The sequence below is a fragment of the Arthrobacter sp. 1088 genome (genome assembly GCF_031455315.1).
In the GTDB taxonomy this organism is placed as follows: Bacteria; Actinomycetota; Actinomycetes; order Actinomycetales; family Micrococcaceae; genus Arthrobacter.
Window position 1 is genome coordinate 1 of the sequence record NZ_JAVDSM010000025.1, and the last position, 19,490, is coordinate 19,490.

The window sequence follows — 19,490 nt, forward strand, 5'->3', positions numbered from 1 at the left end:
CCCCCGCAGTTCCCAGCACCAGGCTGTCTCACTCGCGGCGACTCAGAAGACATTACACGCCCACCAGCCCCCACACAAATCCACCCCAACACCACTCAAAAACCGGCCAAAACCGCCCAAACACAGGCCAAACAACCCCACAGACCCGCCAAAACCACCCCGAAACCCCAAAAACCACCCCCAGTGAAGCCCGTCACACCAACAACACCCCACCACCCCGCCGCCAAACACCCACGCCAACCACCGCCGTCGAACATTCCCACACCCCCCAACCCACCAAAACCCCGCACGATCCGAGAGAACGATCCCCCAAACCCCGCACGATCTGAGAGAACGATCCGCCAAACCCCGCACGATCTGAGAGAACATCCGAAAGAGGGCGGCGGCCATCCGGCAGCGCGCGTCCAAGGGAGGAACGACCGAGCGCGCAGAGGAAGACCGCCACCTTCGCGCCACCACCCAGCCACCCACGCGCCAACCACCGAGCCGCCTTCGGCGCCCACCCACGCACAAACACGCTTAAACGCAGAAAAGGCCGGCAACCATAACGGTTGCCGGCCCTTTCAGAGCTTCGTGATTACCAGGAAGACTTGGTGATACCCGGGAGCTCACCGCGGTGAGCCATGTCGCGGAAGCGAACACGGGAGATACCGAACTTCTGGAAGGTGCCGCGGGGACGGCCGTCGATCTGGTCGCGGTTACGCAGACGGATCGGGGAGGCGTTGCGGGGCAGCTTCTGCAGGCCGAGGCGTGCAGCTTCGCGTGCTTCGTCAGTCGCGTTGGGGTCAACCAGGGTCTTCTTCAGTTCGAGACGCTTGGCAGCGTAACGCTCAACAATGACCTTGCGCTGCTCGTTGCGAGCAATCTTTGACTTCTTTGCCATGTGTTTAGCGCTCCTCTCGGAATTCGACGTGCTGGCGGATCTTGGGGTCGTACTTCTTCAGGACCAGACGGTCAGGATCGTTACGACGGTTCTTGCGCGTTACGTAGGTGTAACCCGTGCCCGCAGTGGACTTCAGCTTGATGATCGGACGTACGTCCTTGTCCTTTGCCATTAGAGCTTTACTCCTCGTGCCAGGATGTCGGCGACGACAGAGTCGATGCCGCGTACGTCGATTGTCTTGATGCCACGGGCTGACAGGGTCAGCGTGACGTTACGGCGCAGGGACGGAACCCAGTAGCGCTTCTTCTGAATGTTCGGGTCGAACCGACGCTTGTTGCGGCGGTGCGAGTGCGAAATGCTGTGTCCAAAGCCCGGCTCGGCCCCGGTCACTTGGCAGTGTGCTGCCATGACTCTCCTCCAAAGATTGAATGTAACGGTGTGCAGATGTTCCTGCGTTACCGTGCGACAGGCAGCGTTCGCGTCCGATCCATACCATTTCGGTAGTTTCCGCATCAAGTACGGCGAAGAAGGTTGGGCCTCAGAACCGGTCAGTGATAAACACTGGAACAGATCCTGGGATACCGGGCGAATACAGGAATGCACGCAACTTGAGCCCCTAACTACCGGCCATCGGGATGTCAGTCAGACTGACCTCACCGCCAACCGGAGCAATTGCACACGATCCGCACTACCTAGCGCCTAACTATTCTACGGGCCAGGCCAAATTAAGACCAATCAGGAATCATAAGCCCTCGCAAGCCCTTTCACAGCAGAACGAAAGGATGCCTGGCGAGTCTTGGATCATGACATCGCTTCTTTCACGTGTTTCGGCTGCTGAACAGTCCGCGGCGCCGGGCCCACGGACACCGCCAGCCGCCGTCGAACGCTTCCGGGCGCAAGCCCGACGGCGGCTGGCCCGGGCTGACATTCTGGGTTTCCTTGCGTGGGTGTCCCCGGTGGCCGCGGTCGCCTTGTGGCTCGCAGACGGCGGCGCAGGCGGGTTCTCCTCCTTTGCTGGTGGCGCGACAGGCCTGGGAATCGTGGCTGGTTTGGTCGGCATGGACGTGGTCCTCCTCATGCTGCTCCTGGCGGCCCGGATCCCGTTGATCGACAACACAATCGGGCATGACCGCGCTCTTGAGATCCATAAATCACTGGGTAAGCCGGCGCTTTACCTGCTGCTGGCACATGGGATCCTCCTGGCGGTCGGCTATGGAGCCGCGGAGGGCCTCGACCCCATCAGCGAATCGGTGTCCCTATGGGTCAACGTCCCGGATATGTGGCTCGCGTTCGTCGCGATGGCGCTGTTCCTCGCCGTGGTCGTGACCTCGTTAGTGGCGGTGCGACGCAAGTTCCCGTACGAATTCTGGTACGTAATCCATCTCCTGACCTATGCAGCGGTGGCAACGGCCATCCCCCACCAGTTCAGTGTTGGCGGACTCTTTGCCGAAGGAACCTGGCAGCGCTGGTATTGGCTGGCTTTCTGCATCGGGACGGGCGCGGCACTCCTGTTCTTCAGGATTTACCAGCCACTCGCTGCGACAGTCCGGCATCAGCTCACGGTCAGTCGTGTAGTCCGTGTTGCACCTGATGTCTTCAGCATCGAAATGACCGGACTGCAGCTGGAGAAACTGGCAGGCAGCGGCGGGAGATTCTTCATCTGGAGGTTCCTGGCTCCCGGGTTCTGGTGGCAGGCCCATCCCTTCAGCCTGTCTGCGGAACCGCTTCCGGCCACGGGTACTGCAGCGGGCAAACTCCGCATCACCGTCCGAAATCTGGGCGACGGATCGGCCCGGCTTGCCCGTCTCAGACCCGGCACCAGGGTCGCCCTTGAGGGCCCTTATGGGATGTTCAGCACCGCCGCCCGGTCACGCAACAGAGTGGTGATGATCGGCGCCGGCATCGGCATTGCTCCTCTGCGGTCGCTGTTGGAATCCACGCCTTTTGAGCCTGGCAATGCAACGGTCCTGCTGCGCGGACACGACGAATCCGAGCTCTTTCTTGGTCAGGAAATCATGGCCCTTTGCCAAGCCCGCGGCGCGACCCTCTTCCACCTGACCGGCCCGCGCTCCGCACGCCCCAACGCATGGCTCCCCGAATCAGCCGTCCAAGCCGGTTTTACGCTCCGCTCCTATATCCCGGACGTGGCCAACGCCGACGTCTACGTCTGCGGCCCTGCTGGCTGGGCCGGCAACGTGGTCCAGGACGCGGAGGCCGCAGGGGTACCCGCAGAACAACTCCACTACGAAAGGTTCGACTGGTGAGAATCCGCGCAGCGATGGCAACGGCCCTGGCGTCCGCGGGCATACTGCTCGCAGGCTGGCAATCAGGAGCTCATGTTGCCGAAACAACCACGTCCACAACAACAAGCCTGAGCAGCAGCATGTCGGCTGGCAGTTCAGCGGCGAACGGCAGCACCGGAACCAGCGGCAGCACCGCGGAAAGCACGACGGCGGCAACGTACGACGGCGCGTCGGTCCAGACCCGCTTCGGCACGGTTCAGGTCCAGGTGACTATCCAGAATGGCAAGATCACCGAGGTCACACCCCTGCAACTCACCGATGCGGAACGGAAGTCTGCCCAGATCAGCAGCCGGGCAGCACCTGTCCTGCGATCCGAAGTCCTCCGGGCCCAGTCAGCCAACGTCCAAACTGTCAGTGGCGCAACAGTCACCAGTGAGGCCTATCTGACCTCCCTCCAGGCGGCCCTCGATGCAGCCAACTTTTAGCGGCGAACAGCTCCGTGCGCGTACGTTCCGCAGCATGGGCACTGTGGTGAGCCTGACCGTGGCGAGCGGAACCTCCGCCCAAACCGGCGTCGATGAGCTGCAGTCCGCCGTCGACGTCGTAGGGGAGATATTTACGCAGCTCGACCTGACGTTCAGCCTTTACCGGGAAGGATCTGAGGCAAGCCGGCTGGCCCGTGGCGAACTGACGTTGGCTTATGCCTCGGAGCCAATGCAGGAGCTCTATGCCGTCGCCTCGGAATGGCGCGTGGAGACCGAAGGCGCGTTCACGGCAGAGCGACCGGACGGTGCGTTGGATCTTTCCGGAATCGTCAAAGCCCACGCCATGCGCGAAGCTGCACTGTCCCTTGGTGCCCTCGGCCTGCACAATTGGTGCCTCAACGCCGGCGGGGACGTGCTGGTAAGCGGATCACCGGAGCCGGTGGACTCCGGGTTTGACGAACCCAATCCGTGGCAGGCCGGCATCGTTGATCCGTTTGACCGCCGGAAGCTGCTCAGTACATACCGCCTCAGTGCCTCGGCGGAACGCGGAGTGAGGGCCCTTGCAACGTCAGGCTCGGCGGAACGCGGGGAACACATTTGGACCGTCGGTGCAGTGCGGCCGGAGTTCGTTCAGGTTTCCGTCGCGGCACAGGACATTGTCACGGCCGACGTCCTGGCAACAGCCATCGTCGCAGGCGGACCGCAAACCCTGGATCACGCTGTGGAGAAATGGGGCGTCGACGTGCTCGCGGTTGGCAGGACCGGAACGCTGCTCGCCACACCCGGTTTTCGTAGCGCGGGCTGAGCGAGTTCTGCTCGCCCGGCTTAACTACACCGGGCGGATCAGAGCCGGATACTTCGGGCTAAGCCCATCGCCCGAGGACGTACCCCGTACACGGCGCACTACCCACGGGCCGGCGAATTCCCGGACCCATCGTGCGTTTGCCCGGATAGCTTCGGACCGGTTCAGCGTGGGAAGCGGTGCGAGCTCCGGGACTTCGAGCACATGCTCATGCTCGAGGACGTCCAGCACGCGCTTGGCCATATTGACGTGGCCCGCCGTCGACATGTGCATCCGGTCCTGCGCCCACATCCGGACGTCGTAGTACTCATCGAACCGCCAGTAATCCACCAGCAGGGCACCATGGTTCTCGGCGATTTCGCGGAGCAGTTCGTTGTAGATCGCGGTCCGACCACGCATCGTGCTGAAAACCTTCGAACCGCGGGCGTCAAAGCCCGTGAAGAGCACAACGGTGGCGCCGGTCGCGCTTAACTTGGCGATTCCGGCGTCGTAATCCTCCAAAAGCGAGTCAATATCGATCTTGGGCCGCAGGATGTCGTTGGCGCCGGCATACATCGTCACCAAAGTGGGCTTCAGCGCGACGGCCGCGTCCACTTGTTCCGCCATGATTTGGCGGAGCTTCCTGCCGCGGATGGCGAGGTTGGCGTAGCCGAAGTCCTCGTTGCTGTGGGCCAGCTGCCGGGCAACGACGTCGGCCCACCCGCGGACGCCGTTGGGTCGCGTTGGGTCGTCATCGCCAACGCCCTCAGTGAAGGAATCCCCCAAGGCAACATAACGGGCAGAAAAATCCATGCCGTCAGTCTGCCATTAGGCGACCGCTACCTACAAAGCACGGACAAGGCTACGATTCGCGCAGGATCCAATGGTTATTGTCCAGCCTGGAGACAATCTTCTCGCCGATGCGCGCGAGGTCCGCGACGTCGTCGGGCGAGAGTGAATCGAGCATCAGCGCCCGCACAGACTCAACGTGACCGGGGGCCAGGGCCACAATGGTGGACATGCCGGCCTCGGTCAGGTGGGCGACGGTGACGCGCGCGTCGCCGGGGTGTGCCTGGCGTTCCACCCAGCCGCGCTTCTGAAGTTTGGTGACCACGTGGGACAGGCGCGACAGCGAGGCACTGGTCCGGGCGGCAAGCTCGCTCATGGGCAGGTACCTGCCCTCGGTTTCCGAGAGCATCGCCAGCACGTTGTAGTCGAACAGCGACAATTTTCCAGCAGACTGAAGCTGCGTATCCAGCGCCGAGGGGAGCAACGTATTGATGCTCAAGAGGGCCAACCAGGCACGGCGTTCGTCGGCATTAAGCCAGCGGGGTTCAGTCATGGATCCATCTTAGGAGAATTAGCCGGTTGCCCCGGCCTTGCTGCAGCCGCAAACGGTAGGCTGGCGGAATGTTTGTTGTCGCCTTGACCTACAAAGTTCCCGACGAAATCGTCGATTTCCACCGTCCAGCCCACATGGCCTGGCTTAAAGACGCGTTCGACGCCGGCGTGTTCCTTGCGTCGGGACGTCGCGTTCCAGCCACGGGCGGCGTGCTGCTGTCAAAGGTTGACCGAGCAACCCTGGATGACTCACTGGCCAAAGACCCGTTCTTCAGCAACGGCGTGGCCGAGTTCGAGATCATCGAATTCACGGCGACCACTGTGGCCGACGGCTACGAGAACCTGCTCGAGAACTAAGGCTTGCTGGCTGCCTTCACTGCGTAGCCTGCTGGTTTTCGACCAGTTTCTTCAGTCCGCCCTTCCGGGGGACTTTCACGGGCTGGGGCCACCGGGGATTCAGGGAGTCCCCCAGGGTGATGCCGCGGAGTTTACGTCCAAAGAGGGGCAGAACCCAGTCGTTCACCCAGCGCCGCTGCCTGCGTTCCCATTCGCGCACGGTCAATCTTTGGGGTGGGTCCCATTGCTTCGGAGAAATCTTGTGCGGGACGTTCAGATGGTCAAGGACCTGGGCGGCAAGATATTTGTGGCCCGCCTTGGACATGTGAAGCCGGTCGGGAGCCCACATCCGCGAATCTTTGTAGGCGTCGAAGCACCAGTAATCCACCAGGATCGCCCCGTACTTTGCGGCCACATCACGGACCTTTTGGTTGTACATCGTGTTGCGCTTCTTGAACGGTTCCAGGACGGCTGAGACCTTCACGTCAAAACCGGTAAAAAGGACCACCGTGGCCCCGGTGCCAGCAAGCCGGGCGACCAGCAGTTCATAGTCGTTGAGGAGCGCGTCCATGTCCGTGCCAAAGTCCAGGATGTCATTGCCGCCGGCATAAAGCGTGATGAGTGTTGGTTCCATGGCGAGGGCAGGCTCGAGTTGTTCATCGATGATGTGCCGGAGCCGTTTGCTGCGTACGGCGAGATTCGCGTACTCCCATCCAGGCTGCGCTTTGGCCAATTTCTCGGCGACACGGTCTGCCCAGCCGCGTACCCCGTTGGGCAAAACCTTGCTCGGGTCCCCGACGCCCTCGGTGAAGGAATCCCCAAGGGCGACGTACCGCCGTCGTCCGCTGTCCCCAGCCGCGTAACCATCCCGCATCCAGACAACGCTACCCACCCCCGGTTACTCCCCAACCAACCCAAAGTGAACAGGTCGAGCAGGAAGTGAGAGAGCATTCCCAAAAAACGGGCGGGAAGTGAGCGAGCAAACCGAATAAACGGGCGGTAAGTGAGAGAGCATCGGATGGTGAGGGGCGCACGAGGCCGGTTGGCGGTCATCCGGCAGCGTGCGTCAAAGCGACGAAGGAGCAGCACGCAGAGGATGGCCGCCAACCGGCCGGACCCAAGCGGCCGACCCAGCCACGACGCCAAACAGGCTTAGCCCTCTGCCTTGCCCCGTCGCCAGTAACCCATGAAAGCAACCTGCTTCCGATCGATTCCGACGTCCCGCACCAGGTACCGCCGCATTTCCTTGATGACGAACGCTTCCCCGGCGATCCAGGCGTAGAAGGGCAGCGCACCGGCAGGCGAAGTGGGGTTCTTGGTGGCTTCGATGGCAGCAGTGTCCATGCGTTGCGGGGTTTCCCAGAGGATGTCCTGGTCCACGTTGACGTCTTCGGGCTCGGGTCCGGCAGCGCTCCCGGATCCCTTGATTCCTACCCAACCGGGGACGGGAACGGCCTTGGCCACGGCTTCTTTGAGGAGTTCGCCATGTGGGCGGGAGCGCCCAATCGCTGCGCCGCGGGCGAGCCAGGTGATTTCGACGTCGGCAGGTGTGCTGATGTCCTGGAAGTCGCCGGCTTCGGGTACTTCAAGGAATGCGTGGCCGGTCATGTCCGCGGGCAGGCTCTCGAGGATGGCGCTGATTGCCGGCACTGCTGTCTCGTCTCCGGCGAGCAGGACCCTCTGGGCCAGCCCGGGCCGCCATTCGATGCCGCCGTAGGCACCGGCGGTGGTGCATTGGGCTGCACGGTTGTTCGGGCCGATGATGGTGAGGGCGTCTCCTGGCTTCGCCGCGACAGCCCAGTTGGCCGCGGGTCCGCCATGGCCTGCGTCGTCAAAGTGCATGACAAAGTCGATGTCGATTTCGGGGTACACGGCGTCGAGTCGCTCAGCCCTGACCGTGTAGGTGCGCATGGCTCCCCGGACGGAAGTATCCATGGCCAACCATTCCTGGTACCACCCGGCATCTTCCATCTTGAATTCGGGCAGGGGGATCTGCTGTCCTTGGGCGTCGAATGAAGGAATCATCAGCTTCACGCGCAGGTCCAAGGTATCCCCTGCAACGCCGAAGCCGCGCAGCGAGTAGCCACCGAACGTGATCCGCCGGAAATTCGGGCTCAGGTCCTGCACGGCCGAGACCGTGACGTCGAAGGCAAGGGTCATGGGTTCCACGCTGGCGCTCGCTTGGGTCCGTGTTGGTTGTGCACTCATGAGGCGATCTCCAGTTCGTTGGTTGAAACGGGCTGTGCGTGGTGGCGTCCGATGGGGACAATGAGCGGTGTTCCTGAGATGGGGTCGGGAACCACGCGGGATTCCAGGCCAAAGACGTCGTAGACCAGTTGCTCGGTCACCACAACGGGTGCGGGTCCTTCGGCCACAATGCATCCGCCCTTCATGGCGATGACGTGATCGGCGTAGCGCGCGGCGAGGTTGAGGTCGTGGAGCACGATCGCCACGGTGGTGCCCCGGCTGCGGTTGAGGTCCGTAACGAGGTCCAACACTTCCACTTGGTGCGCAAGGTCCAGGTATGTGGTTGGCTCGTCAAGCAGCAGCACGTCAGTTTCCTGCGCAAGGGCCATGGCAATCCAGACGCGCTGGCGCTGTCCGCCCGACAATTCGTCGACGCTTCGCTCTGCGAGCTCCAGCGTTGCGGTGGCTTGGAGCGCCCGCTGCACCGCGGCGTCGTCGGAATCGCTCCAACTCCGGAAGAAGCCCTGGTGCGGATACCGGCCCCGTCCCACGAGGTCGCGCACGCTAATACCGTCCGGAGCGGTGGGGTGCTGCGGAAGCAGGCCCAACGTCCGGGCGAGCTCACGGGCGGGCCGGAAGTGGATGTCCTTGCCGTCGAGGGTCACGGCACCGTCGGCGGGTTTGAGCAGCCGCGATAATCCACGGAGAAGCGTGGATTTACCGCAGGCGTTTGCGCCCACGATCATCGTGACTTTACCCTCGGGGATTTCCGTGGTGAGACCCTCAACCACCTTGCGCTGCTCGTATTGGAGTGTCAGGTCCTTGGCTTTAAGCATGGCCATGTCAGGCTTCCTTTCGATTCGAGGTGACCAGGAGCCACAGCAGGAAGGGTGCACCGAGGGCGCCCGTGATGACGCCGACCGGGAGGACGGTTCCGTCGAGGATGGCGGGTGCGATGTTGGATGCGAAGAAGTCTGCGGCCAACACGATCAGCGCGCCGGTAAAGGCCGACGCCGGGAGGCTGGGTTTGCGGACGATGCGTCGGCCAATTGGTCCGGCCAGGAAAGCGACGAAGGCAACGGGACCGGCAGCCGCCGTCGCGGAGGCGGCAAGCCCGACGGCGGTCAAGACCAGTCCCAGCCTGGTGGCGTTGACCCTGATGCCCAAGCCGGCAGCTGCATCGTCACCGAGTTCGAGGATGCGCAGCGGGCCGGCCAGGATGATGACCGCCGGAACCAGGACCAGCAAGGAGGCCATGAGGATCCCGGTGCGCTCCCAATTGGCAGAATTCAGCGAACCGTTAAGCCAGACGAGGACGTCAGCCGCGGTACGGATGTCAGCACGGGTCATGAGAAAGTTGACCACTGCATGCAGTGCCGCGGCGATGCCCACACCTGCGAGTATGAGGCGGTTGCCGGCAGCATTGCCACGGCTGCCTCCGCCTGCCCCGGACCCGGTGCCGCGCGAAATCGCGTAGATAATGGCAGCAACACCCAGCGCACCGCCAAGGGCTGCCCAGGAAACGACGGCTCCGGAAGCACCAAAGATGACAATCGCCGTCACGGCCGCCGCACTGGCTCCGTAGCTGATCCCGATAATGTCCGGGCTGGCCAGGGGGTTCCGCAGCATGGTTTGGAAAAGCGCGCCGGCCAGGCCAAAAGCCACGCCGATCAGTGTTCCGATGGCAGCGCGGGGCAGTTTGTGCTCCATGACGATGAAGCTGGCCCCGGGGATCTTCTCGCCGCCGGTCATGTGTGCGATGACGATCTTGAAGAAATCAGGGATGGTCACCGTGTAGCTGCCCAGGAGCACGTACACGGCGAACATGACAACGAGGGCCAAGCCGAGGAAGAAGGTTGGGCTGGGCAGGCGCCGAAATGACAATTGATGCGAATGTTTCCGGGGAACATTGCCATTAAGTGCCAACTCGGCGGGGAGTTTGCGAAGAGTGGTCACAGTCCGGCCCCCTTTCCGCGGCGGATGAGCCACACGAACACCGGCGCACCCACGAGCGCGGTCATGATGCCGGCCGGAACTTCGCCGGGAAGCAGCACCACTCGGCCGATCACATCGGCGATGATCAGCAGGATGGGCGCCGAGATCATGGAGAACGGCAGGACCCAGCGGTAGTCCGGACCGGTGAGCGAACGGACAGCGTGCGGAATCACCAGGCCGAGGAACGCGATGGGTCCAGCCAACGCGGTGGCGGATCCGCACAGCAGGACGATCCCAAGGCCGATGATTCCACGGGAAAGGCCAACATTCTGACCGAGTCCACGTGCGATGTCGTCACCCAGGGCGAGGCTGTTCAAGATGCGGCCACTGCCAAGGACGATTACGGCGCCGACGGCCAGGAAGGGAAGAGCAGGTAGCAGAACGGACCAGTCGCGTCCGCCAATACTTCCCACCTGCCAGAACCGGAACCGGTCCAGGGTGTCCTGGCTTGAGACCAGGATGACATTCATCAGCGAGAACAGGCCGGCACTCAGCGCCGCGCCCGCGAGGGCGAGCTTGACCGGCGTCGCACCGTCACGTCCCCTGGAAGCGATGGCGTAAACGACGACGGCGGCAGCTGCGGCGCCGATGAAGGCGAACCAAATGTAGCCGGTGAGCGAACCGACGCCAAAAACATAGATGCCCACGACAACCGCAAGGGCCGCACCCGCATTGAGTCCCAGAATCCCGGGATCAGCCAGGGGGTTGCGGGCCACTCCTTGCATTGCGGCTCCAGCCAAGCCCAGGGCGGCGCCTGCCAGGAGACCCAATACTGTTCGGGGAATCCGTGCGATGACCACTGCGTGGTCGCCGCTTTCAGGATTGAAGTTGGTGATGGCTTCCCAAATGGTGGACAGGGGAAGCCCGCGCGCGCCGATCGCCAAGGATGCTGCGCACGCGGCGACGAGTACGACGACGGCGACCAGCAGCCAGGCACTCCGCCCGCTTGTTGCCCTGGAACCGGTTCCCCCTCCGGCCACATTGCTCCGAGGCGCGCTATCGCATTGGTTACCAGGCACAGATGTGCCGCCAACCTGCCCCACGGAAGCCGCCGTCGTCGTACTCAGTTTCATTGCAGTTACTTGCCTGCCGCGTCCGTTGCCTTGTCCGCTGCACTGCCCAGCTGCGGCAGGAACGTGTCCAGGGCCCACGGCAGGCTCAGCGGCGAGGAGGCGGAGATGGACAGCGTCAGGGTCTGATCGGCGTCGGCGACGAGTGCGCCGGACTTGACCGCGGGTATCTGGCCCAGCAGGGGGTCGGCCTTGATGGCGTCGGCCGTGGCGGCTTCGGGCACCCACGTCACGAAGACATCGGACTCGAGCTCGTTGGCCTTTTCAGCGGACCACGCAATGAAGAAGTCCTTGTTGGTCTTCGTGTTCTGCTCCACTACCGGAGCGAGCTTCATGCCGATTTCGGAGAGGAAGCGCGGGCGGTTATCGATGGCCGTGTAGACGTTCACGCCGTCACCCTTGGCCGGTTCCAGGTTGCCGTAGATAAAGGTCTTGTCCTTGATCTGCGGGTACTTGGAAACCTTGTCCTTGACGGTCGCTTCAGTGTCCTCGATCAGCTTCTTGGCTTCGGCTTCCTTGCCGAGGGCCTTACCGATGATGGTGGTGCTTTCCTGCCAGGGCGTACCGTAGGCGAGCTCCGGGTAGGCAACCACGGGAGCGATTTCGGAAAGCTTCTTGTAATCGGCTTCCTCCAGGCCGGAGTAGGCGCCGAGGATGACGTCCGGGTTCAGCTTGGCGATCTCAGTGAAGTTGATCCCGTCCGCCTCGGAGAACTGCACGGGAGCCTTGTCCGAACCGAATCCGGCACCAAGCTTCTCCAGCGCGGCATCCTTCCACGGGGTGGAGCCTTTGTCGTTGTTGCCCCACTCGTTCTTGGGAACGCCAACCGGGACAACGCCCAGGGCTATTGCGACGTCGTCATTCACCCAGGAGATGGTGACTACGCGCTTGGGCTGTTCCTTGATGGTGGTCTCACCGAAAGCGTGCTTGATGGTCACCGGGAAAGCAGCGGTTTCTGCCTGCTCCGTTGCCGGAGTGGAGGTGGCGGGCCCGGTGGAGCAGCCAGTGAGGGAAAGGGCGACGGCGGCCAAAGCGGCTGTCGCGGTGCCTGCGGTCTTCAGCAGGGCGCGGCGTGGAAGAAGGGAAGCCACGGGACTCCTTAGGTAAGGGATGCGAACCTAAGTAAGGCTAGCCTACCCTTTGGATAATTACGAAACGTTTGCGTCACGTAATGTCCACCGTGCACATTGCTAAGATATCGGCAGCGGACTACCGCTTCCAACGAGAACGACGAGGAGATGAGCGTGCGCACGATTTCAGTTGCTGCAGCCATGGATGGCGAGGTGGCCATTTTGGCCTGCTTGGCACTCCCCCACCCGTCGGCATCACTCTAGGTACACGCACTCCGAACTCCTGTTTGGGTCTCTTTGCTGTGCCTCGCTTTCACGGATGACCGACGCTCCTTTCCAGCTGGCGCTCATGCTCAGCGCGCCGTCGATCAACTCCGAAAGAAACTTTGCCATGCAGAAAATTACTGCCCAACAAATCCGTTCGTCATTCATCAATGCCAGCCGGTCCGAAGCCGCCAAGCTCAACCTTCCGCGCGACTTTGAAACCATCGACTGGGAAAACCTTGAGTTCCTCGGCTGGCGCGACGAAAAAATGCCCCAGCGCGGCTACCTGGTGGTCCCGCACCGGGGCAAGCTCACCGGAATCATGCTCCGGGCGCCTGAAGGAGGCTCCGGAAAGAAGCGTGTGGTCCTCTGTGAATTGTGCCGTGACGTCTTCTCCAAAGACGACGTCTATCTGTGGGTCGCCAAGAAGGCCGGACAGTCAGGCAAGGACGGCAACACCGTGGGGACTCTGATCTGCGCCGAGTTCGGCTGCAGCGCCAATGTGCGCAAGGAGCCGCCCGCCAATGAAATCAACCCTGACCCGGCCGTCGTCGTGGCTCGGCAAATCGCCGGGCTTGAGGAGCGCACAGGCCAGTTCCTGGACCGGGTCCGGGGCACCTCCACCCGCTAGCAACGCGAGGTCACTTACGGCCCATAAATGGCCTCAGCATGGGCCGTAGGTGACCCCGCGTTCTTTAGCGGAGGACGATATCCACGGGATTCGCCTCGGACCGCCATGCGCCAGGCTCTCCCGGGCCCGCAATGACGGGAGACGTGAGCACGCCGGACCGGTTGGTCCGCTTGTCGCGGAGGATTTCCGTGACCGAGCCAAGGTGACGCGACAGGTCGATCACGTTTTCCGGCGCGGCAAGCAACAACTGGAAGCCGAACTCGTGAAGGGCCTTGATGCCGGCTCCTGCAAATTCCTCGGATGCCAGCACGAACGCTTCGTCCATCATCACGGTGCCGTAGGTAGTGAAGCCCTGCTCGGCAATACCCAGCTGGTAGCTCAGGGCCGCGGCCATGATGAACGCCGTGAAGCGCTGACGTTCACCGCCGGACATGGAGCCCGTATCGGCATGCATGAAGACCTCGGTCTTCTTCTTGCCGGCCTTGCCGGTTTTCGCCGACTTCCCGGCCACCTCCTTGTGCTCCTTGCACTGGATAAACAGGTGGCCGCGGACGTCCAGCACTTCGGCGCGCCAACGGCGGTCCTCAGGGGTTTGGGAACCGAGACGCTTCACCAGGGTCTCCAGCGACTTGTAGCGGGCGGTGAGCTCGGCGTCGTCGTCGACCTCCGTTCCAGCTGCGGCAGATGCGCTGCGGGAGGGCCGCGTGTGCTTGGCCTTCAGCGCGTTCTGGATCGCATCCTTGAACTGCTTGGCCGTAGCCGGAAGCGTCTGCTTGATATCCAGCTCCAGATAGCTGCCCTCGTGGAAATTGACCTCTGACAGGATGCCGTTGAGGGGCAGGATCCGGCTGGTGATACTCCGGCGCTCCTCATCCAGCAGGTGCAGCAGCGTACTGAACGATTCGTGCGTGCGCTGGTTGAAGAACAGCCGGAACTCGGCCTCCTGGGCGGGTAGGCCATCGCTCACGATCGCGTGATAGCGCGATTCGAAATCCCCGGCAGCCCCGATGGACGTGCCATGGTCAGCACTGATGGCGCTGCCCCAATCACGCACGAAGGCCTCGAAAATTCGCGTCAAACGCTCGGCCGTCGCCTGGCTGCGCGATTCGGCGGCGTGCAGCTCGTCGAGCAGCTTGTTGCGGACGCTGTTGGCCAGGTTGTCGAGTTCGTACAGCTCGGATACCTCGCCGACGCCGGCAAAGTACGGTTCCAGCGCGGCCACCGTGGAGCTCGACGGCGGTGCTTGCTCAAGTTTCAACCTGGCGGCATCGAGCAGGCCGTCAGCCGTGATCATCTTTTGGTCGAGCGCTTTGTATTCGCTCTGCAGCACGGCCGCCGCACCTGTGGAGGACTGGTGCTTTTCCCGTACTGCCTCGATGTTGGCGCGTAACGGTTCAAGGTCCGCCTGGGCAGCCAACGCATCGGAAAGCCGCTGCTCAATCCGGGCAAGCTCGTCCGCGGCAACAGCTGCGGAGACCTGTTCCCATGGACGCTCATCCTCGGCCACCCTGCGAAGGGCTTCCAATTGCCGGGCCATCCCTTGGTGGGAATCCTCACGGCTTTGCGCCAATTCGGCAGCCTTGGCCAGCTCGTTTTCCAGCTCGCCCACGCGGGCCGCCACCAGTTCAAGCTTGGATGCGTTGTCGAAGCCGAGGACGTAATCCTGCCGGCTCGTGAAACGATCGTCCTTTTCCACGGTGTGCCGGTTGCGTTTGACCACGCCACCCAGGCTGAGGCCCTTGTCCATCGCCGCAAGCTCGTCCGGGTCCTCCACGCACGGGTACGCGAAGTCCAAGGCGATCCGCTCGCGGATCCATGCCCCGGCGTCGGCGTTGGCGCCCGAGGTGAGGATGCTCAACTTAGTCAAGAGGTCGCCGTCGGACACGTCCTCCACAGCCAGCGCGCCACCAGCAACGGGCTTGGACACATCAACTGCGCGCAGTGCACCCCGGACCGTGTTGTCGTTCAAGTACCGCGTAACCGCAGCGAAGTGCTCTCCCGGGACCAACAGCGTGGTGGCGAGGTTGCGGAGCGCACGTTCCGCGGCCGGACGCCACTGATCCTGGCCCTCGGCGAGGTCGATCAGCTCACCGCCAAACGGCATCCGTTCCTCGGGGATGCCGGTCGCGACGGCGATCGCGGCCCGGTTTTCTATGCTCGACGGCGGCAAGAGGGACTTGCGCGACCGAAGCGATAGCAGCTCCTGCTCAGCCGCAGCCAGCTCGCGTTTCTTGGTCGCGTGGCCGTCGAAGGCCTCGAAACGGAGCTCCTTCAAAGCCTCCGAATCGTCCTTCAACTCCGCCGAACGGGCAGCCGCCTGCTCATGGGCCTGGTCCCAGCCCTCGGCCGACCACTCAAGGTTCAGCCCAGCATCGGCCAGCGCCTTCCGGGCGGATTCCTCCACCTGTTGGCGCAACTTCAGACTGACGCGGGCGTTCTCCAACGACTGCTCGATAGCCGAAATCGCGTTACCGCCGCGGTTGTTGTAGTCCAGCTCCAGCTCACGGAGCTCCTTGGCCAAAGCATCCCGGACCGTGCGCTCGGCAGCGAGTTCTTGTGCCTTGGACTGTGCCAGTTCCTTGAAACGCGCCAAGGTCTTGGCGTGGACGGTGACAGCAAGCTGCTGCTTGTACGCCTCAAATTCCTCGCCAGCCAACTCGCGAAGCCTGTTCGCGTCCAACAACGCCTGCGCATAATCCTTGTTCAGCCCAGGTACCGGCGCCAGCTGATCGCGCTGCTGCCGGACATCCTCCAACCGCTGCCGGATAGACATCAGGTTGCTGAATTCCTCCACCACATCATCAGCCGCAGCCAACGTAGCCGGAGCATCGAGTACCTGGTCGCGGAAAAACGTATTAACGCTGCCGCCAAGGCCTTTCCCGGCCTGGATGACGCGCAGCAGGGGAAGCGCCTGGTCAGAGTTGATGCCCAGGAGCCTGCGGAACCGCTCCGCGAACGCCTTATGGACGTCGAAGACCTGCCCGTCAGGGAAGATCGATTCCAGCGCACCCTTGGTGAACCTCTTCCGGGCGATCCCCTCGATCGCTTCCAGGTCCAGCGGCTTGTTGTCGATCACGTAAAAACGCCCGACGCTGGACTCCGTGCCATTTTTCGGCAAATCAAACAGCGCAGAGACCGTCACCTTCGTGCCTGCCGCATTATCAAACGTCAGAGCGACGGCGGACCAAGTGGCACCAGGGCGCTGGAAGGCACTGGCCGAACCATCCCCAACAGCTTTATCACCGACCTTGCCGCGCATATAAGTGAACGTGGTCCTCTTGTCCTCCACAGCGCCACCGGAACGCTGCGCAGCAGCCTCATTCGAGCGCGGTCGGGCATCAAAGACACGGAGCATGGCATCGAACAGCGTCGACTTGCCGACGCCCGAATTGCCCGTCAGGAGGGTCCCGTTGCGATCCACGTGCATCGTATGGGCCCCATGGAAGGTGCCCCAGTTGACCACCTGCACGAGTGCCAAACGCATCTGGCCCGGGTTGGTGAGCTCGCCGAGCGGGAGCATGGTTGCGATGGTCACTTGGCTGGCTCCTGGTCGCTTTTTGGGTCCCCTATCGCGGCGGTACCGGACACATGCTCTGCATGCTCGCTCGTCCCTCGCTTGGACGCATGCTGCCGCATGTCCCCGGCGTCGCCGCTCGTGCCGTTCCCGGCCCCAGAACCGGCACCACCGGTTTCATTCGAAAAACGCTCGACGTCGGCGCTCACCTCCGTGGGCCCGACACCTTCCGCGTCGTCGTCCAGGTCGTTTGAGTCTGGGTCGATGTCCAGTAGGGGCTCCGTGCCCGACTCGTCGGCTGCTACGGCGATGAGGGCTTCGATTTGGACCGGGATGTCGCCGATGTTTTCGAACGGGAGAGCCAGGGGGAGGGCGTTGCTGATGGTGTACGTGTCGTCCAAGGGGGTGGGGAGGAGGAGTTGGCGGGCCAGGAGTTTGGTGATGGTGCGGGTGACGACGTCGGAGTCGCGGAGTGCATCCTGCTGGCCGGGGGGAGTGTAGTTGGCCACGAGGTCCGAGATCTCTTCGCGGGTGATGGTGGGGTCCGTCTGGGCTGTGACGTGGCGGTCAAGGAGGAGCCGCAGGCGGAGCAGGACGATGGTTTCCACACGGCTCAGTGCACGCTGCTGCCTCAGGATGCTTGATCGTGAACTGGCGCCGATGATCTCAGGGTCAACGGGGCGGAGGACTGCGATCTTACGGTCGTGATCGAGCTGGAGGGTGAGGAACAGTTCCGAAAGGCGGCTGCGGAGGATGAGTTGGTTGTCCAGGAGGGTGGTCCAGAGCTTCTCGTCCCGGCCGCCGTCGATGTAGGGGCCTTTCAGCAGTTTGACCAGCGCGTGACGGACCTTCATCGGCAGCACGCCTGTGTCACCGGGGAAAAGCGCAGCGCCGTCAACGAACGTGTCCCGCGGGGTAACGCGGAATGGGTCGCCTTGGCTGGCGTGGGGCGCCGTTTCAGCCGGGACTTCAGCCTCCTCAAGAGTGACTTGTTCCTCCTCGGTGACGTCCGTCGTCGTGATTTCCTCAGTCATCAGAATCCTCATTCAGCGTGACGACAGGCAAGTACGCAGTGCGGATACTGCCGTCGATTTGTTCGAAGTCGATGTGTTCCCAGGCGGCCCGGTCGAACCCCGCGCCGCTGTGCAGCGCCATGGACAGCAGGGATCGGACGGTGTTGATGTGTCGTTCCTCGGCGGGCAGGTTTTCCCATGCCTCGCCCAGGGTGGCTGCGCCGGCCATCGCGGCCCGCACAACGGCCGGCTTGGCCTTGCCGGTGCGTGCCGAGCGCACCCGGTCCGAATCGCTGAAGGCGATGGGGTCCGCCAGACGGGGCGGGGTCGCGAACTCGTCCGGGTCAAAGAGCTTGACCATGGCCAACGACTCGAATCCGGCGTTATACAGAACGGGGCCGCGTACCAGGCCGGGCCGGTCACGTTCGTAGGGCATGGACCGGATGGCTTGCTCTGCCTCAGCCAGAACCTTGCGCAGGCTGACCGACTGACGGACGTCGTCGCTCTGGATGTAGGTGTTCAGGCTTTCGGAGAGCTTGCCGTAGATTCTCTGGATCTGGCTGTGCTGGGTTCGCAGTTCAGCCACGAGGTTCTTCAGCGTTTCGCGGTCTTCGTGCGAAAGATCGTCCGCGAACTGCCGGCTGAGGACCTCGCCGATCGCGGATCGGAAACGCAGTTGCTGCTGCGGGTCTTCCAGGAAGGCTGTGAAGGAGCGGAACGTCCTGCCCTCGGGACTTTGGCGCAGGCGCTTGTCGGCCTCCAGGACCTGGGCCATGGTTGCGCCCTTGCTCAGCGACTCCTCGATGATCTGGTTGCGGAGCTCGCCCACCAACTCCTCGATGCGGTCGCGCATTTTCTTGTAGTCAGCGGGAAGGCTGGCGGCGAGGTCAAGGATGTTGCCTGCGGCCTCAACAGCTTCTTCGTCGTCCAGGAGGCCGTCGAATTCGCCGGAGCTAATGTCCTGGACGAGTTGCTGGCGCTCCTGGATTTCTTCCTCCAGTGCCTCCAAACGTGCGCTTTGGTCCGGGTTGGTCTCGTTGGCGAGCTTCTCCACATCGCCAAGCAGCGTGCCCAGGCGGGAACCGTTGAGCGTGGAGCGCTCGCTGGAAAGGCTGTCCAGGAATGCGAGCACACGAGCCGCTGCTTCGGTGACCTCGTAGACGATCTGGCCGGACTGGTTGCGGCGTGTCAGGAATTGCTTGCGCGTCCATTCGTCGCCGAAGGCTTTGCCGTTCTGCTGGCCGCCCAGCCCTGGTTCCTGGCGGCGGAGCTGCTCAAGGAAGGCGTCGACGTCGGCATGGAACTCTTCCAGCGGAAGCTGCGGCCGGGTGCGGGTGAAGGAAGCCTGCAGCACCGCGATCACCCAAGGTGCCGAACGTGTCAGGGCCCAGGCGGGACCTTTGGTCAGTTGCTCAAGGTCGCGAAGCCGGGCACTGATGGCGTCGGCGGAGGACATCGCTGAACGGGACAACTACTCTCCTTCAGCTGCTGCGAAACCTGGCTGGCAGCGGAAACTGCCCCGTACAAGGTTAACGCAGAGCGTCCCTACCCATCTAAGTAGCAGCAGAGCACGTTTACGGGCCTTCGAATCATGCGGTGATCGCAACACCTGATTATTGAAGGGTGTCGATTGCCGTGGTGAAGTTCTCAAGTCGTTTGGTTGCTGAGGTTGTTCAG

18 protein-coding genes and 1 pseudogene are annotated in these 19,490 nt (G+C 62.8%); 5 read left to right on the plus strand and 14 right to left on the minus strand.

All coding sequences use genetic code 11. From position 1 onward, the window contains the following. Positions 1-577: 577 nt before the first annotated feature. From rpsN to rpmB, 3 genes are read right to left on the minus strand one after another with little or no spacing between them, the layout of a single operon-like run. Positions 578-883, minus strand: coding sequence for a 30S ribosomal protein S14 (gene rpsN, locus J2Y41_RS22610; RefSeq protein ID WP_216927432.1), 306 nt, complete (start codon positions 881-883; stop codon positions 578-580). Positions 884-887: 4 nt separating this feature from the next. Beyond that, positions 888-1,055, minus strand: coding sequence for a 50S ribosomal protein L33 (rpmG, locus tag J2Y41_RS22615; protein WP_003798558.1), 168 nt, complete (start codon positions 1,053-1,055; stop codon positions 888-890). Further along, entirely contained in the window at positions 1,055-1,291 is a 237-nt protein-coding gene (gene rpmB, locus J2Y41_RS22620) for a 50S ribosomal protein L28 (protein WP_011776361.1), read from the minus strand. The genes rpmG and rpmB overlap by 1 nt, the downstream gene beginning before the upstream one ends. A 395-nt stretch (positions 1,292-1,686) precedes the next feature. On the opposite strand from rpmB, the gene J2Y41_RS22625 reads away from it, so the two are divergent. The 3 genes from J2Y41_RS22625 to J2Y41_RS22635 are packed head-to-tail and all read left to right on the plus strand — an operon-like array spanning position 1,687 to position 4,416. Then, the gene (locus J2Y41_RS22625) at positions 1,687-3,147 is read left to right on the plus strand and encodes a ferredoxin reductase family protein (RefSeq protein WP_309931901.1); all 1,461 of its coding nucleotides are present in this window, start codon (positions 1,687-1,689) and stop codon (positions 3,145-3,147) included. Further along, the gene (locus J2Y41_RS22630; RefSeq protein ID WP_309931903.1) at positions 3,144-3,611 is read left to right on the plus strand and encodes an FMN-binding protein; all 468 of its coding nucleotides are present in this window, start codon (positions 3,144-3,146) and stop codon (positions 3,609-3,611) included. Before J2Y41_RS22625 ends, J2Y41_RS22630 begins: the two co-directional genes overlap by 4 nt. Then, positions 3,595-4,416 carry an FAD:protein FMN transferase gene (locus J2Y41_RS22635; protein WP_309931905.1) on the plus strand — a complete coding sequence of 274 codons (822 nt, stop codon included), beginning with the start codon at positions 3,595-3,597 and terminating at the stop codon, positions 4,414-4,416. Before J2Y41_RS22630 ends, J2Y41_RS22635 begins: the two co-directional genes overlap by 17 nt. Before the next feature lie 24 nt (positions 4,417-4,440). On the opposite strand, the gene J2Y41_RS22640 is transcribed toward J2Y41_RS22635, so the two are convergent. Together J2Y41_RS22640 and J2Y41_RS22645 are read right to left on the minus strand one after the other, a co-directional pair. Further along, the gene (locus J2Y41_RS22640; protein ID WP_224165598.1) at positions 4,441-5,205 is read right to left on the minus strand and encodes an SGNH/GDSL hydrolase family protein; all 765 of its coding nucleotides are present in this window, start codon (positions 5,203-5,205) and stop codon (positions 4,441-4,443) included. Between the two features lie 49 nt (positions 5,206-5,254). Next, on the minus strand, positions 5,255-5,734 hold the full coding sequence (locus J2Y41_RS22645; protein WP_216927438.1) for a MarR family winged helix-turn-helix transcriptional regulator: 480 nt from the start codon (positions 5,732-5,734) through the stop codon (positions 5,255-5,257). Between the two features lie 68 nt (positions 5,735-5,802). Between J2Y41_RS22645 and J2Y41_RS22650 the strand changes: the two genes are divergently transcribed. Next, positions 5,803-6,090 (plus strand): YciI family protein, encoded by a 288-nt coding sequence (locus J2Y41_RS22650; RefSeq protein WP_309931908.1) that lies wholly within the window; start codon positions 5,803-5,805, stop codon positions 6,088-6,090. Between the two features lie 16 nt (positions 6,091-6,106). On the opposite strand, the gene J2Y41_RS22655 is transcribed toward J2Y41_RS22650, so the two are convergent. From J2Y41_RS22655 to J2Y41_RS22680, 6 genes are all read right to left on the minus strand, one after another. Further along, on the minus strand, positions 6,107-6,943 hold the full coding sequence (locus tag J2Y41_RS22655) for an SGNH/GDSL hydrolase family protein (protein ID WP_309931910.1): 837 nt from the start codon (positions 6,941-6,943) through the stop codon (positions 6,107-6,109). A 278-nt stretch (positions 6,944-7,221) separates the two neighbouring features. Beyond that, positions 7,222-8,277 (minus strand): siderophore-interacting protein, encoded by a 1,056-nt coding sequence (locus tag J2Y41_RS22660; RefSeq protein ID WP_309931912.1) that lies wholly within the window; start codon positions 8,275-8,277, stop codon positions 7,222-7,224. Beyond that, positions 8,274-9,098, minus strand: a complete 825-nt coding sequence (locus J2Y41_RS22665) for an ABC transporter ATP-binding protein (protein WP_309931914.1) — start codon at positions 9,096-9,098, stop codon at positions 8,274-8,276. Before J2Y41_RS22665 ends, J2Y41_RS22660 begins: the two co-directional genes overlap by 4 nt. A 1-nt stretch (position 9,099) precedes the next feature. Then, positions 9,100-10,212, minus strand: a complete 1,113-nt coding sequence (locus J2Y41_RS22670) for an iron chelate uptake ABC transporter family permease subunit (RefSeq protein ID WP_309931916.1) — start codon at positions 10,210-10,212, stop codon at positions 9,100-9,102. Beyond that, positions 10,209-11,324: an iron chelate uptake ABC transporter family permease subunit gene (locus tag J2Y41_RS22675; protein WP_309931918.1), complete on the minus strand. Its 1,116-nt coding sequence runs from the start codon at positions 11,322-11,324 to the stop codon at positions 10,209-10,211. Before J2Y41_RS22675 ends, J2Y41_RS22670 begins: the two co-directional genes overlap by 4 nt. A 5-nt stretch (positions 11,325-11,329) precedes the next feature. Continuing rightward, positions 11,330-12,412, minus strand: coding sequence for an iron-siderophore ABC transporter substrate-binding protein (locus J2Y41_RS22680; RefSeq protein WP_224093518.1), 1,083 nt, complete (start codon positions 12,410-12,412; stop codon positions 11,330-11,332). Positions 12,413-12,782: 370 nt separating this feature from the next. On the opposite strand from J2Y41_RS22680, the gene J2Y41_RS22685 reads away from it, so the two are divergent. Continuing rightward, positions 12,783-13,286, plus strand: a complete 504-nt coding sequence (locus tag J2Y41_RS22685) for an FBP domain-containing protein (RefSeq protein WP_309931927.1) — start codon at positions 12,783-12,785, stop codon at positions 13,284-13,286. A 64-nt stretch (positions 13,287-13,350) separates the two neighbouring features. Here J2Y41_RS22685 and J2Y41_RS22690 read toward each other — a convergent pair whose 3' ends face one another. The 3 genes and pseudogenes from J2Y41_RS22690 to J2Y41_RS22700 all read right to left on the minus strand — a co-directional run bounded on the left by J2Y41_RS22690 (position 13,351) and on the right by J2Y41_RS22700 (position 19,284). Then, complete coding sequence (locus tag J2Y41_RS22690; protein ID WP_309931920.1) at positions 13,351-16,821, minus strand: ATP-binding protein; 3,471 nt, start codon at positions 16,819-16,821, stop codon at positions 13,351-13,353. A 191-nt stretch (positions 16,822-17,012) separates the two neighbouring features. Then, a pseudogene (locus J2Y41_RS22695) lies at positions 17,013-17,834 on the minus strand (DUF4194 domain-containing protein); the annotation flags it as partial. After that, positions 17,827-19,284, minus strand: a complete 1,458-nt coding sequence (locus J2Y41_RS22700) for a DUF3375 family protein (protein ID WP_309931925.1) — start codon at positions 19,282-19,284, stop codon at positions 17,827-17,829. The pseudogene J2Y41_RS22695 and the gene J2Y41_RS22700, both read right to left, overlap by 8 nt. Positions 19,285-19,490: the final 206 nt, after the last annotated feature.

Excerpts from the sequence above, each read along its gene's own strand:
- rpsN (WP_216927432.1), bottom strand. The coding sequence starts at position 883 with ATGGCAAAGAAGTCAAAGATTGCTCGCAACGAGCAGCGCAAGGTCATT.
- rpmG (WP_003798558.1), bottom strand. The coding sequence starts at position 1,055 with ATGGCAAAGGACAAGGACGTACGTCCGATCATCAAGCTGAAGTCCACT.
- rpmB (WP_011776361.1), bottom strand. The coding sequence starts at position 1,291 with ATGGCAGCACACTGCCAAGTGACCGGGGCCGAGCCGGGCTTTGGACAC.
- J2Y41_RS22625 (WP_309931901.1), top strand. The coding sequence starts at position 1,687 with ATGACATCGCTTCTTTCACGTGTTTCGGCTGCTGAACAGTCCGCGGCG.
- J2Y41_RS22635 (WP_309931905.1), top strand. The coding sequence starts at position 3,595 with ATGCAGCCAACTTTTAGCGGCGAACAGCTCCGTGCGCGTACGTTCCGC.
- J2Y41_RS22640 (WP_224165598.1), bottom strand. The coding sequence starts at position 5,205 with ATGGATTTTTCTGCCCGTTATGTTGCCTTGGGGGATTCCTTCACTGAG.
- J2Y41_RS22645 (WP_216927438.1), bottom strand. The coding sequence starts at position 5,734 with ATGACTGAACCCCGCTGGCTTAATGCCGACGAACGCCGTGCCTGGTTG.
- J2Y41_RS22650 (WP_309931908.1), top strand. The coding sequence starts at position 5,803 with ATGTTTGTTGTCGCCTTGACCTACAAAGTTCCCGACGAAATCGTCGAT.
- J2Y41_RS22655 (WP_309931910.1), bottom strand. The coding sequence starts at position 6,943 with ATGCGGGATGGTTACGCGGCTGGGGACAGCGGACGACGGCGGTACGTC.
- J2Y41_RS22660 (WP_309931912.1), bottom strand. The coding sequence starts at position 8,277 with ATGAGTGCACAACCAACACGGACCCAAGCGAGCGCCAGCGTGGAACCC.
- J2Y41_RS22665 (WP_309931914.1), bottom strand. The coding sequence starts at position 9,098 with ATGGCCATGCTTAAAGCCAAGGACCTGACACTCCAATACGAGCAGCGC.
- J2Y41_RS22675 (WP_309931918.1), bottom strand. The coding sequence starts at position 11,324 with ATGAAACTGAGTACGACGACGGCGGCTTCCGTGGGGCAGGTTGGCGGC.
- J2Y41_RS22685 (WP_309931927.1), top strand. The coding sequence starts at position 12,783 with ATGCAGAAAATTACTGCCCAACAAATCCGTTCGTCATTCATCAATGCC.